Origin of the sequence: Streptomyces sp. URMC 127 (assembly GCF_051386535.1) — a bacterium.
Lineage (GTDB): Bacteria > Actinomycetota > Actinomycetes > Streptomycetales > Streptomycetaceae > Streptomyces.
In genome coordinates this window covers 1-12925 of the sequence record NZ_JBPQTW010000058.1, presented here as the reverse complement: position 1 = coordinate 12925, position 12925 = coordinate 1, and the positions used below count along the sequence as shown (strand labels likewise).

Annotated in this window: 11 protein-coding genes; 6 read left to right on the top strand and 5 right to left on the bottom strand. The window is 69.8% G+C overall.

Features of this window, described 5'->3' with window-relative positions:
• Window positions 1–411 precede the first annotated feature (411 nt).
• Window positions 412–2727: a helix-turn-helix domain-containing protein gene (locus tag ACSNOH_RS15130; RefSeq protein ID WP_436721839.1), complete on the bottom strand. Its 2316-nt coding sequence runs from the start codon at window positions 2725–2727 to the stop codon at window positions 412–414.
• Between the two features lie 358 nt (window positions 2728–3085).
• On the opposite strand from ACSNOH_RS15130, the gene ACSNOH_RS15125 reads away from it, so the two are divergent.
• The 6 genes from ACSNOH_RS15125 to ACSNOH_RS15100 all read left to right on the top strand — a co-directional run bounded on the left by ACSNOH_RS15125 (window position 3086) and on the right by ACSNOH_RS15100 (window position 8211).
• The gene (locus ACSNOH_RS15125; RefSeq protein ID WP_436721854.1) at window positions 3086–4189 is read left to right on the top strand and encodes a serine hydrolase domain-containing protein; all 1104 of its coding nucleotides are present in this window, start codon (window positions 3086–3088) and stop codon (window positions 4187–4189) included.
• A 276-nt stretch (window positions 4190–4465) separates the two neighbouring features.
• Complete coding sequence (locus ACSNOH_RS15120) at window positions 4466–5449, top strand: alpha/beta hydrolase (protein ID WP_436721853.1); 984 nt, start codon at window positions 4466–4468, stop codon at window positions 5447–5449.
• Window positions 5450–5810: 361 nt separating this feature from the next.
• The gene (locus ACSNOH_RS15115) at window positions 5811–6212 is read left to right on the top strand and encodes a hypothetical protein (RefSeq protein ID WP_436721838.1); all 402 of its coding nucleotides are present in this window, start codon (window positions 5811–5813) and stop codon (window positions 6210–6212) included.
• Window positions 6213–6444: 232 nt separating this feature from the next.
• A complete protein-coding gene (locus ACSNOH_RS15110) occupies window positions 6445–6876 on the top strand; it encodes a hypothetical protein (RefSeq protein ID WP_436721837.1) in 432 nt (143 codons plus the stop codon).
• 16 nt (window positions 6877–6892) lie between these two features.
• Window positions 6893–7930 (top strand): hypothetical protein, encoded by a 1038-nt coding sequence (locus tag ACSNOH_RS15105; RefSeq protein WP_436721836.1) that lies wholly within the window; start codon window positions 6893–6895, stop codon window positions 7928–7930.
• A gap of 29 nt (window positions 7931–7959) precedes the next feature.
• A complete protein-coding gene (locus ACSNOH_RS15100) occupies window positions 7960–8211 on the top strand; it encodes a hypothetical protein (protein ID WP_436721835.1) in 252 nt (83 codons plus the stop codon).
• Window positions 8212–8230: 19 nt separating this feature from the next.
• Here the strand turns inward: ACSNOH_RS15100 and ACSNOH_RS15095 are convergent, their stop codons facing one another.
• The 4 genes from ACSNOH_RS15095 to ACSNOH_RS15080 form a co-directional block, all read right to left on the bottom strand.
• Window positions 8231–9487: a hypothetical protein gene (locus ACSNOH_RS15095; protein ID WP_436721834.1), complete on the bottom strand. Its 1257-nt coding sequence runs from the start codon at window positions 9485–9487 to the stop codon at window positions 8231–8233.
• A gap of 5 nt (window positions 9488–9492) precedes the next feature.
• Window positions 9493–11004 (bottom strand): MFS transporter, encoded by a 1512-nt coding sequence (locus ACSNOH_RS15090; protein WP_436721833.1) that lies wholly within the window; start codon window positions 11002–11004, stop codon window positions 9493–9495.
• Window positions 11001–11852 carry a methyltransferase domain-containing protein gene (locus tag ACSNOH_RS15085; RefSeq protein ID WP_436721832.1) on the bottom strand — a complete coding sequence of 284 codons (852 nt, stop codon included), beginning with the start codon at window positions 11850–11852 and terminating at the stop codon, window positions 11001–11003. The genes ACSNOH_RS15090 and ACSNOH_RS15085 overlap by 4 nt, the downstream gene beginning before the upstream one ends.
• A gap of 65 nt (window positions 11853–11917) precedes the next feature.
• Window positions 11918–12925: amidase (locus tag ACSNOH_RS15080; RefSeq protein WP_436721831.1), on the bottom strand; the 1008-nt coding region annotated here is incomplete at its 5' end.

Genomic DNA, 12925 nt, shown 5'->3' with positions numbered 1-12925 from the left:
AGGTGAACTGAGCTCTGCTCTGCCCTGAGGAGCCGGAACGGGAGCCGCCCGGGGCGGTGCCGGCGGGCCGTCCGCGAACCTTCGTGGACGGTTTCGCCTGGCCACTCCAGCATGGACGCCGTCCCAATCAGCGGGCCGGATTGGCGGTCCTGCACGTGATGGAAGCCGGGCCCGGGTATGACCCGGGCCAACGCCGGGCCAACGGGCCGTCACTGGTGCCCAGCACTAGGAGACTTCGCTGGTCAATGCCCCAACTTCGGCCGCTCCTCCAGCAGACAAAGGACTTGCTCGTCTCGTACTCCCCCAAGAAGCTCGGCTTCTTCTAAGGGTCCGAGGAAAGGCGCCTGAATTGGACATTTGCCCGTCAGGCACCTTCTCGTGGAGCACAGTGCGGACCCCGTCTCCCACGGCTCAGGGGCGAGTTGCGGGCGTCGGTCGTCGGCGGGGTTGGTGGGCGGGGAAAGCATGGCGGAGGTGGTCCTGGAGGCGGGCGTGGCGGAACTGGTAGACGGCACCGACCTGGCGCAGTACTCCGCGGCGGTAGGCGTCGTCGAGGAAAGTGGTGACGGCCCACGGGAGTTTCCCTGTGAGGGGGAGCCCCACGCGGGAAAACACCAGCCACTGGCCCCACGCGGTGAAGGCGAAGATGTAAGAGAGCGCCCCGGTCAACCCGCTCAGGATTCCTGCGGTGAGGGCGTAGGAAAGGGGCCAGCTGAGCGAACCGAGCGGGTCCTGGAGGAGGGTGACCACGAGCGTTCCGCCGAAGGCGATCGCCAGTACGAATACCGGCGCGAGGACCAGGACCCGGCGGACGACGGTCGTGCGGCTGGTGCGCAGCATGGTGAGCGGAGTGGTTGCCGAGTCGAGATCGACGGGCGCTTCCAGCGCTGAGGTGAGGCCGAAGACCACACCGGCGGCCAGCCCGAAGACAACGCCGAACACGAGCATGCCGACCAGTGTCGTCCTGATCAGCACATCGATCGAGGAGGGAAAGCCCTGGAGAATCCCGCGCCCGATCACGGACATCGTCTGGTGTCCGATCCCGGCCACGAAACCGCCGAGAAACCCGGCACCGAATCTCGCGGTGAAGGTGGTGAAGGTGCGGACAAGCGGGGTCCGGCTGTTCCACCCGGACAACCGCATCTGGATGCGCGCCGGCTCGAAGACCGCACGGCCGTACACGATCATGAGCCCGTACACCAGACCGAAGCCCAGCCCGACGACGGGCCCCAGGAGCAGCCCGTCCAGCAGGCCCGCGCGGAGCCCGGGCGCGAACCCGAGGTCGGCCACGTATGCGGGCAGGTAGACCAGCCAGTCGGCGAGCGTGGTGACAATCGCCGAGGTCAGTGTCACACCGAGAATGCGTGACGAGCGGCTGAACGAGTTGCCCAGCTGCCACCAGGCGAGGTCCGGGGTGCCGAGCCGGTCGAGGTGACCGGCGAGGTAGCCCAGCCAGTGCTGGACGCGGTCCGCGCTCCAGGCCGGGCGTCGCAACCCCGCGGAGTGCGTCTGGTAGAGGGCCGGCACGAAGCTGCTCAGCAGGTGGTCTTCCAGATCGTTCGGGGTCGGGAATCTGCTCGTGTCCAGCAGAGAAGCCGGGTCGGAGCCGGTGTTGTTGCAGGTGGTGCGGGCAAGGACGACCATGAGCGGCGTGCTGAGTACTTCGATGAGGTTCTTGCAGGCCGGGCTGTCCGGGCGCTCGTGCAGTTCGCCCAGGAGCGGGTCCCAGCGAGTGGTGCGGCTGGAGCGGCGCAGGTAGTCGGAGAAGTCGGCGGGGGTGAGGTCGTTGATCCAGATGCCCGCGGCCCAGGTGAGCACGTCGCTCGCCGCGACGGCCTTGCGGTACTCATGCGGGCGGCTGGTCAGCAGCATGGGCAGCGACGTGCCGTTGAGCGCCGGCAACGCGGCGCGGTGCAGTCCTTCGGGAATCTCGTCGAATCCGTCCAGCACCGGCAGGACACGACCTGCCTCGACCAGCGTGGCAGCCAGTGTCGAACCGCCGGGCGCACCCGCGGCCAGGTCCGGGTGGTCGCGCAGCAGCCGGTCGACCAGCCAGTCCCGGAGGGTGTCGGTTGCCGGATCCCACGAGCCCAGGCTGAAGATCACCGGGACCGGGTCGGCGCTGGTGCGTGCGGCCAGGTAGTCCAGAACGAACCGGAGCGTCAAGATCGTCTTTCCGGACCCGCCGCGGCCGAGCACCACCAGCCTGCCGGAGGGGACGCGCCGGTAGACGTCCACGATCTCGGTCAGGTCGCCCGCGAGCTCCAGTGGGCCCGCGGAGCCGCCGGGAGGAACACGGCGGATGTTGTCCCAGTGATCGGCCAGCTCGCCGGGCACCGATTGCCACCGTATGGGCATCGGGAACGGGTTGTGGGCGCCGCGCTGTTCCACTTCCCGGTGCCATCGGCGTTGGAGCACATTCGCGAGCCGGTCGGCGACCTCGGTCAACGGCGGGCCTCCGCCGGGCGCACCGGGCCCCGGCTCAGGTTTGTCCGGGAGCGTGGGCACCGCGCCCGCCGCGGACATCAGGTCGCGGCGTTCGTCCGCCGTGAGGTTCAGGGCGTCGGCGACCAACCGGAAAGTATCGAGCCGGAAGTCCCTGTCCGTGCCCGTCTCCATTCTGCGGATGGTCCGCACACCGACCGTGGACTTCTCGGCGAGCTGTTCCTGCGTCATGCCCGCCCTGCGGCGCCATTGCCGCACCAGCCGGCCTAACTCCCCTGTCACCTCGTACCTTTCCCCGACGGTACCGGTCCTGGCGACTCTATCGCCTGCACAGCCCGGACCGGCCAGAAGTGGCCGGTCCCTGACCTGGCCCGCTGACCAGCGCGGACGCGACCATTCGGGGCACGCCGCCCCTGCGAGCGGGAATCCCGTGATCGTTCGCCCCCTCAGCCGGACCGCCGCTGCACGGGGAAACGGCGTTCGCCCCGGGGCGAGGCCAACCCAGGAAAGTGGGAACTCAGTGAAGAGTTGTTTCCCTTCAAGGCCGAACCGGCCTGGAAGATCCGGTCAGGACAGCAATGCGACCGGACGCCGCGGCATACCGCGGCGGGCGGCCGTCGTCATTGCCGCCGCCGTGGTGATGGCGACGGCCGTGTCGACCGCCATGTCGACGGCCGTGTCGGCGCAGACACGGCTGTCCACCGACCACGCCGATACCCAGGTAGTGCTCGACAGCTACCAAGCCAGTGCCGGGCCCGGTGCGGCTGTTCACGCCGGCAACCGTGCCGGCTCGTGGGACCTGCACAGCGGGACCGCGGAAACCGGCACCAAGCGAGCCATCGGGCCCGACGACCAGTTCCGCATCGCCAGCCAGACCAAGACGTTCACCGCGGTCGTGGTCATGCAACTCGTCGACGAGGGCAAGGTCGAGCTGGACGCCCCGATCGAGCGGTATCTGCCCGGCGTTGTCGCAGGCAACGGCTACGACGGCAACAGGATCTCGGTACGGCAGATCCTTCAGCACACCAGCGGCATCAGCGACAAATTCGGCAATCACAAGGCCGGTCCGGACGGCACCTACAGCCTGCGGGAGGTGATCCGTGCCGCGCTGGTCAAGCCACCGCTGTTCGAACCGGGCACCAGTTGGAGGTACTCCAACATCAACTTCCTGGTGGCCGGCTTGCTGATCGAGCAGATCACCGGCATGCCGGCCGCGGAAGCGATCACCGCCAGGATCATCAGACCACTCGGCCTGACGCGGACCGCCTACCCGCGTCCCGGCGACAGAAGGCTCGACGCGCCATATCTGCCCGGCTATGTCGGCGGCCGGGCCGGCCCGTTCTTCTTCTGGATCAACCAGACCTTCGCCGTGGAACTGACCCACTACGCCACGGCCGGAGCCATGGCCTCGACCGAGGAGAACCTGGCCACGTTCGAGCAGGCACTGGCCGACGGCAAGCTCATGTCACCGGCGGCGCTGGCCCAGATGCGCACGACGGTGCCCATGCCCGGATTCCCCGCCAACATGAGTTACGGCCTCGGACTGTGGCGGCTCGATCTGTCCTGCGGCGGGCATGCCTGGGGTCACTTCGGAGACCTGACGACCGGTCACTCGTCCGGGACCTTCGCCACCGACGACGGCCGGCACGCGGCGATGGTGACCAACGCCTACGTCGGTGCCGAAGGGAAGACGACGCGGGCCCAGGTGGTCGACTCCGCGCTGTGCGGCACCCCGGTGGGCTGATCCACCGGCCCGGTGCGAGTCGCCTCTTCGATGCCGGTCTGTTCACAGCCGGCCGGCCCGCACTCGCCCCACCGCCCCGGACCGGACGACGTTCGCGCCTCGGCGGGTGGGGCGCCCCCGGTGACCGACCGAGCGGTTCACCGAGGACCGGTCAAGACCGGACCGCGGCCTCGCCGGCACCGGAGGCCGAGTTTCTGAACCGAGCAAGCCCTTACCGGAGGGAATGGCATGAGGGCATTAGTACGCAGAGTGCTCACGTTGGGCGCCGCCGTCACGATGGTGATGGTGCTGTCCACGGCCGCGACGCCGGCGGCGGACGGTGACACGGGGGCTCCGCCCACGCTGCAGGACGGCTACGGCCTCACCCAGGTGGGACAGGCCACTGGGACCGCCACCAACTTCGTGATCACGGTGACTACGCCGCAGGTGACGGGCGAACACCACATCAAGATCATTCTGCCGAGCGGCTACTACGCCGACCCGGCCCGGCGGTACCCGGTGCTGTACTGGCTGCACGGAGCGAACAGCGACCCGGTGAAGGAGAGGTACTCCGCGCTGTCGAAGTCCAACTCGATGATCACCGTGATCCCGGACGGTGGCGCGCGGAGCTGGTATGCCAACTGGCTCAAACAGAACACCGTGCTGGGTGCGCAGAACTGGGAGAACTTTCACATCGCGCAAGTGATCCCGTTCATCGACGCCAACCTGCGTACCATCGCCACCAAGCAGGGCAGGGCCATTGCCGGACTCTCCATGGGCGGTTTCGGCGCTTTCCATTACGCGCAGAACCATCCCCATCTGTTCGGACAAACCGCCTCGTTGTCCGGGGACATCGATCTGTCGGTGAAGTTCATGGCGCTGCGACTGGCCGTGGTCGCCTCACTCGTCACCTTCAAGCCGCCGGTGGACAGTGACGCCGTTTTCGGCTCGCCCTACCCGGTCCTCAACGCTGACCGGCGATGGAACGAAGTCGACCCGTCCCAGCACGTGGACCGGTTCGCCGGGACCGGCGTGTCCATCTACGTCGGCAATGGCCGCGGTAAGCCGACCGAACCGGAATTCTGGCTGGAGGGGGCGTCCAAGAACGTCGCGAAGAACATGAAGGCCCGGGGACTGCCGTACTACTTCGTGGACTACGGAGACGGCTCCGACTGGGGAACCGGGTGCGACGGCGGCCACAACACCATGGCCTGCCGGGAGGCGAGTCTTCGGGACCTGATCCCCCGGCTGGAGAAGGCGTTCAGCACGCGATCCCGTTAGGGCACGGTAGGGGTTGCACCGAATCCCATCGCGCTGCATCTCCTTCGTACGGGGTGTTCGGATGCCGGACCGGTTGCCACCGAGGAGGATGCGTGACCGGTCGCCACTGGTCCGGCAGGATGCCCGGCACGCCGAGACGACGCGCAGGGCGTCGGGCCGTCAGGCGCGGTCTCGCACTCCCCGCAGAAGCCGGCTTCCTCCAGCAGCGCAAGAAAGGCGCCCGAACCGAACTTTCTGCCCATCAGGTGCCTTTCCGCGAAGCCGTTCGACCCACCCCTTTCACGCTGATCTGAATTGGCGTCAACACCGCCCGCTCCACTAGACTTTGGGCGCACACCAGCAAAAAGGAGAGGCGCCGTTCATGGGCACCAAATTCATTGAGGTAGACGAATCCCACAAGGGTCAGCCCAACGTGGAGGAAGGGGTGAAGACGATCGAGGTCGGTGGTCAGACGATCACGACGCCGATTTTCGTTCAGCGGATCGATTTCGATGACCTCGCACCCGAGGTGACCGAAAACCTCACCACGGTCAAGTTCGCCGTGACGGTGACCGAGGAAATGGAGGACCTGACCGGGGAGGTGGACGAGGACGGTTCTCCGGTGACGGAGATCAAGGAAATCCAGGTGCCCAAGTGGCTTGAGGTCGACCTGGGGCCGGAATCCCTCAAGCAGTACGAGGAGGTCATGGCGCCCTTCTTCGCCGCCGCCCGCGAGACCGAGGCGCCGGTCATTCCCGCGCCCCGCAAGCGCCGCAAGAAGTGATGCCGCAGCCCCTCTCCTGTCGCCGGGAGAGGGGCTCCGTCGTGCCGGCGGCCCGGGTTCCGGTGGGCAGCAGGTCCGCGGCGGCGCGGCGGTCAGCAGCGGTCAGCAGCGGTCAGCAGCGGCGAATTGTCGGGCGCTTAACGGGGTTTCGTTCACCGTGACGAATGCGTCACACTCTCCCCCGCACCCCACGGGTAACGTGGCTTGTACACGTATCCACCAGTCAGGGGGCATGGTGTCGTTTGCAGAGGAATGGTCGCAGCTCGTGGCCGAGGCGCGGGCCGAGCACGCCCCGCGCACGCGCCTCGACGGCGCCGGCGGCGGAGGGCGGGGGAAGCTCCACGTGACGGCCGCGCTGCTGCGCGACCGTGCGGACAAGGCGGAGAACAAGGCCGCCAAGGAGTTCAGGGAGGCCCACAAGGACGCGGTCGCCAAGACGTCCGACGTTTCGGGCTCGTTGAAGGGGTTCGCGTCCAGCGGAGCGTTCGGTGACTTCGCCGGCTCCTGGAAGAAGGGCGCCGCGTACGTGGCGGGGCAGATCGGCGGCGAAGGGCTGGCGAAGGCCCTCCGGACGGCCGCCGACTCGTTCGGGCACGCGGACAAGCAGGTGAAGCAGGACCTGCAGGACGCCCGCTCCGCCTACAAGCCCGGCGACATCATCTGAAGGGCCCGGTGACACCATGGCACTGACCTACAGGGACCTCAGACACGTGAACCTGGAGAAGCTCTCTTCCGCGGTGGGCGCCTGGGAGAAGCTGCCCGGGCGCGTTCACGACGCGGGCGAGACGTTCCGCACCCAGGTGGCCAAAGGGCTGCAGGAGTCGGACTGGCAGGGGGAATCGGCTCAGGCCGCGTCCACGGCCATCACGGGGCTGTCCTTCCAGCTGGCCAATGCGCAGCAGGAGGCACGCAGCGTCCACGACTTCCTCAACAACTGCCTGCAGTCGTTCCGTTCCGCGAAGAAGACACTCGACGACATCGCCACGGAGCTGGACGGGCACGAGCACCTGTCCCTGAACGGGGACGACGGTTCCGTCCGTGTGGACACCGGGAAGGTGAAGCCGGAGGATCTGGAGCACCTTCGCAAGGCCTACGAGTCCGCCATCAGGTCCTACAAGGAGCGGACGCGCCAGGCCCTCGAAGACGCCCGGGAGACCGACCAGACGCTGAACTGGGCGCTGCGGAGCATGAAGCAGAGCTACGACGCCGGCTTTCTGCCCACCGCTCCGACCGGACTCGCGGACGCCCGGCGGATGCGGCGCGAGCAGGGCCGGCAGAGCGACAAGAAGATCTCGCTCAAGCTGCTCTCCGACCAGGAGATCGCGTACAAGATGCAGCACGCGTCGGACGGCAAGTTCGGCAACAGCACGCTCAAGCCCGCCGCCGAGTTCATCGGCTACCGGTCCTGGATGAACAGTGCCGACAGCATCCAGAAGCGGGACTGGGAGAGCGCGAAGACGTACTTCATCGGCGGCACGCCCGCCTACGCGGCCGGTATGGAGGCGTGGCTGATGGAGACCTCCGGCGGCGGAGGCCGGCACCGCAAGCCCACGCTGATGAACAAGGCGGGATCGTTCGGCGGCAAGGTCTTCGGATTCCCGGCCGGCGTCCTCGCCACCGGCCTCGACTTCTACTACACCCCCGCCATGCACGCCTCCGAGCGCCCTGATGCGAAGATCATGGCGCCGAAGGATCCCGGGCGAGTGCACTGGAAGTGAGGCACGGATCAATAGTGAGGCACGGACAAATGCAGCAACGAAACGCTCCGCCCCGGCCGGGCGGCAAGCCGCCCGTTTCCCACGTGCTCTTCGGGAATCACCGGACCCTCATTGCCGGGATCCTGGGCACGATGGCCGGGGTCGTCGGCTCCGTCGGGGGGATGTCCGACGGCGCGGGAATACTCGAAATCCTCGGCTTCGCCGGGATCGGCATCGCGGGGCTGGTCCTCGCCGCCGGTTACGTCGTGGTCGCTTCCAAGAGGCCACCGTCACGGCGATGACAGCGCCGGCGCCCCGCCCCTACCCCGCAAACGCCCACGACATCCCCGCGCTCCGTGACCCGTTCACCACCGGGGAGTCCGACGCGCCCCGCACCACCACGCCGCTCGTCCGGTCCCCGTAGAGGTACATGCCGAGGACGAGGTGGTACGGCACCGGGGTGCCGTCCGCGGAGGGCAGGTCCACGGTGGAGGCGTGGACGCGCTCCTGGGCGTACCAGGTGGCGTCGCCGCGGGTGAGCAGGGCGCGCAGTTCCGCCGCGGTGTGCTCGTCGCCGGCCAGGACGCCTTTGCCGCCGTAGAGGTAGCTGCGCTTGAACACGAGGCGGTCCTTGCCGGCGACCATCGCGTCGATGTCGGCGGGCCCGACGACGGCGGTGTGCGGCACGTACTGCTCGATGGCCGCCCGTTCGTCCGCGGTGAGGAGGTGGTGGTGGGCCGGGTCGCAGAGGAGGGCGAACCAGCGGCGGTGCATCTTCAGTTCGGCCTCGAACATGCAGGAGAGCGTGGCCCCGCAGGCCCGCAGCCGGGCGATGAACGCGCCGTGGTCGGTGGTGTCGTCGAAGGTGACCAGGCGGTGGACCAGCGTGCGGCCGGCCTCCTCGGCCTCCAGCCACTCCACCGGATAGGTCAGTTCGTCGTGGTAGGCGAGTTCGATGCCGGGTTCCAGGAGACGGATGTACCGCTGCAGCAGCAGGTGCTGCCCGTACCCCAGCGCCCGGTGTCCCGGCGTGTCGAGGACGACGATGCGCGTGAGCCCCGCGCGCCGGCACTCGGTCACGTACTGCAGGGCGAGCTGCCGGAAGGGGGAGATGCCGGTCACCGGCCGGCCGAGGACCTCGGCGTGCAGGTGCGCGGCGTGGTAGGCCTCTCCCCCGCCGACGCCGGAGAAGTGGTTGAGCTCGCAGAACCGGTAGCCGGTGCCGGTGGGGATGATGTCGGCGCGCAGCATGCGCAGCCCCGACGAGGGCAACGACGGCCAGTCGACGTGCGCCGCCATCTCGGGCCGGACCTCGAACATGGCCACGAGCTCGTCGGCGGTGCGGGTCGCGCACAGGTGCGCCAGCAGCTTGTCCTGGGCGTCGGCGAGCAGGCGGGTGGCCCGCTCCAGGGCCGCGTGCTCCGCCGCGGCGATGCGGAAGTGGCAGGGCAGCATGGGGACCTTCATGCCCACGTCCCTCAGGAGCTGGTTGCCCGCCCGCCCCGCGAGCTCGTGCTCCGGCGATCGGCGTACGTCGTACTGCTCGGCGAGGAACGCCCGGTTGTCTTCAGCGAACACGGAGATCACCCATCGGTGGTGAGGGCAGCGGCACGCCGTTCCCGGAGCCGGCGCAGTGCGTAGCCGGTGACCAGGGAGAGCGCGAGCAGCAGGAGGATCGCGAACGCCACGGCGAACACGTCGTGCAGGGCCAGGCCGCGGCTCGCGTCGTCCGCGTCTCCCGCCCCGGGCAGTCCGGCCGCGTGCGCGTGGTACGCCTCCCGGATCGTCAGGAACGCGGCGCAGCCAGCGGCGCCGACGGATCCGCCCAGGCTGCGCGCCATGTTGAACAGCAGGGAGCCGGAGGCCGCCTGATGGGCGCTCAGGGCGCGGGTGGCCATCAGGCCGAGTGCGGCGAGCAGGAGGCCGGATCCGACCGAGCGGCACATCAGCGCGATGACGATCAGGACGTAGGGCGGCGAGGAGCCGGCGAGGAAGGGCAGGAGCGCTGCGGCCGCGAACATGAGGGCGCCCGTGCACGAGACGAGGTACGTGTCGATGCGGCGCAGCAGGACCGGCAGGCCGAGCGCGATGGCGAGCTGCACGGTTCCGCCGTAGAGCGAGACGGTGGCGATGTCGGCGGCGGAGAAGCCGAGCGTGGTGAGGTAGACGGGGATCAGGACGTAGCTGGAGTAGACGGCCACGCCGCCGACGACGTTGAACACGCAGCTGGTCAGGAAGGGCCGCAGTTGCAGCAGCCGCAGGTCGACGAGCGGGTGCCGGCTCCGCAGCTCCGTCACCACGAACAGGACGGCGGCGACGAGCGCGGTGCCGGCGGCCAGGGTCACGACGGCCGAGGAGAACCAGCCGCGCTCCTGCCCGGTGTCCAGGGCGTACTGGGTGCAGCCCAGGCCCACCACGGCCGCCCCCACGCCGACGGCGTTCACCCGCCGCCCGAGCGGCGAGGCTCCGGTGCGCATGTGCCGCAGCCCGGGCAGGGCGAGCCACAGGCCGAGCGCGCCGACCGGTGCGGCCACGCAGTACAGCGCCCGCCAGCCGGTCCACTCCCCGAGGGTGATGCACAGGACGGGGGCGAGGACGTACGAGCCGGTGACCAGGATCGAGAACGTCGAGATCGCCTTCGGGTGCCTCTCCCCCGGCAGGAGCACCACGATCGCGTAGTAGGCGAACGGCATGATCGCCCCGCTCGCCGCCCCCTGTACGACCCGCGCGACGAGCAGGCTCTCGAAGCTCCACGCGCAGGCGGACAGCAGCGCGCCGCCCACGAACAGGCAGACCAGCAGGACGAGGTAGGTCCGTGCGGGGAACACCCGGGTCAGGAAGGCGCTCAGCGAGAGGGTGATGAGCTCGGCGGTCGCGTAGGCCGAGATGACCAGGGCGCCCTTGGAGAGCGGCTCGTGCATGCTGTCCTGGATGCTGCCCAGCACGGTGCTGGTCATGGCCAGGTCCAGGACGGTCATGGCAGCGGCGATGATGCAGCCGAGGACGGCGCGCCAGGCGAGCGGGGAGAGCTCCGCGCGCTCCCCGCCCGCCGCCGGCTCGCCGAGGGCGGCTCGCGCCGGCTTCGGCTCCGTCACGACCCGCCCTCTGGCCCGGCGGGCCGGCGACCGCTCTGCGGCCCGGCGGGCTTGCGGCCCCACGCGTACACCGTGATCGAGCGGAGGTCGCTGAAGCCGGGGTCGGCGCACAGGCCGAGGACCGCGTCGACGTCGTCCTGGGTCAGCAGGCCGGTGCTGACGAGGTACGCGCCTTCCTGCCGGATGTTGGCCGCGGCCAGGGCGCCGTACGGGCCGCGCTCGCCGAGGCGGTTCGCCCGCGTCAGGACCTCGACGTCGCGCAGGCCTGCGCGCGCCAGCTGGGACGGGAGCGTCTGCGCCCACCGGTGCATGTCGGAGCCCTGGGCGGCCCAGCCGGTCTCCAGGGCGCCGAAGAAGCGGCGGACCGGCTCGTGCACCGAGCCCGCCGCCGGCATGAGCAGGGGCTCGCCGAGGGCCAGCCACCCGCCGGGCTTCAGCCACCGCACCGCCCTGGCGACCAGTTCCTCGCGCTCGGGCAGGTGGCAGAAGGTGAAGCGCGAGTGCACCAGGTCGAACGAGCCGGGCGCGAAGGCGAGCTCGCGGATGTCGCCGGTGCGCCATTCGAGGTTGGGGCGGTCGGTGTCGGCCAGGTAGCGGGTGTCCATGTCGACGGCGAGGACGGAGCCGTCCGGGCACTGGTCGGCGGTCCAGCGCGCGACGGAGCCGGCGCCCGCCCCGATCTCCAGGCACTGCCAGTCGCGGCCGAGGCCGAGCTCGCGCAGCACGGTGCGGGTGTCGGGATCGCCCCACGCCTGGAGCAGCTGCAGCCGCTCGAACTCCTCCGGCGTGTCCTTGCTGAGTGCGCCCGACGCGTAGTCGGTCGCAAGAGTCGTGGCTGTACGGCTCAAGAGTTCCCCCCTGTCCATGAATCCCCCCTGTTCATGAATCCCCCCGGTTTATGAGTTGCCCCTGTTCATGAGTTGCCCCCTGTGTGGCCGGTCTCCTGCGGACGGCGGTGCCGCTCCCCCAGCTCCGCCTCCAGCACCTCCGCCACCCGCAAGACGGTGGCCTCGTCGTGCGCCCGACCGACGATCTGCAGCCCGATGGGCAGGCCGTCCGCGGCGAACCCGATCGGGAGCGACAGCGCGGGGTGGCCGGTGACGCTGAAGGGGATCGTCTGCATGTCGTTGGCGAGCTTGGGCGGCGGCCAGTTCTCGGGGAAGTCGCTCCAGCGCGCCGCGGTGGTCTGGCCGCACACGGTCACGAGAACGTCGTGGCGCTCGAAGACGGTCTCGTCGAGCCGCCGCCTCAGCCACTGCCGCACGTCCAGGGCGCGCAGGTAGTCGGCGGCCGCGATGCCGGCGCCGGGCATCACCCGCTGGTACGTGTAGCGCCCGAAGGAGCGCGGGTGCCGGCGCAGGTCGTCCTGGTGGACGGCGAACGCCTCCGCGGCGAAGACGACGCGGCCGCAGGCGTTGAACACGTCGTACGGCGGCAGCGTGACCTCCTCGACGGACGCCCCGTGACCGCCGAGCACCCCGAGGGCCCGCTCGATGCCGGTGGTGATCTCCGGCATGGTCAGGGGGTCGTCGGCGTACCAGCCCGGCGAGGTGGCCACGCGCAGCCCGGCGACGCCGCGGCCCAGGGCCGCGGTCCAGTCGTCCACCGGGGCGCCGGCGGTGCGCGGATCGGCCGGGTCGGGGCCCGCGACCACCTGCAGCGCGGCGGCCGCGTCGGCGACGGTCCAGGTCAGCGGCCCGAAGTGGTCCAGCGTCTGCGAGAGGGTCTGGGCGCCGTGCCCGGACACCCGCCCGTAGGTCGGCTTGAGGCCGACCGCGCCGCAGTGGAACGCCGGGCCCCGGGTGGAGCCGCTGGTGTCGGAGCCGATGGTGACGCGGGTGAGCCCCGCGGCGACCGCCGCGCCCGAACCCGACGACGAGCCGCTCGGGACGTGCTCGCCGCTCCACGGGTTGCGGGCGGG

What these genes read in the sequence shown, in the direction of transcription:
- ACSNOH_RS15125 (WP_436721854.1), top strand. Translation starts at nt 3,086, where the DNA reads ATGGCGACGGCCGTGTCGACCGCCATGTCGACGGCCGTGTCGGCGCAG.
- ACSNOH_RS15120 (WP_436721853.1), top strand. Translation starts at nt 4,466, where the DNA reads ATGGTGATGGTGCTGTCCACGGCCGCGACGCCGGCGGCGGACGGTGAC.
- ACSNOH_RS15115 (WP_436721838.1), top strand. Translation starts at nt 5,811, where the DNA reads ATGGGCACCAAATTCATTGAGGTAGACGAATCCCACAAGGGTCAGCCC.
- ACSNOH_RS15110 (WP_436721837.1), top strand. Translation starts at nt 6,445, where the DNA reads ATGGTGTCGTTTGCAGAGGAATGGTCGCAGCTCGTGGCCGAGGCGCGG.
- ACSNOH_RS15105 (WP_436721836.1), top strand. Translation starts at nt 6,893, where the DNA reads ATGGCACTGACCTACAGGGACCTCAGACACGTGAACCTGGAGAAGCTC.
- ACSNOH_RS15100 (WP_436721835.1), top strand. Translation starts at nt 7,960, where the DNA reads ATGCAGCAACGAAACGCTCCGCCCCGGCCGGGCGGCAAGCCGCCCGTT.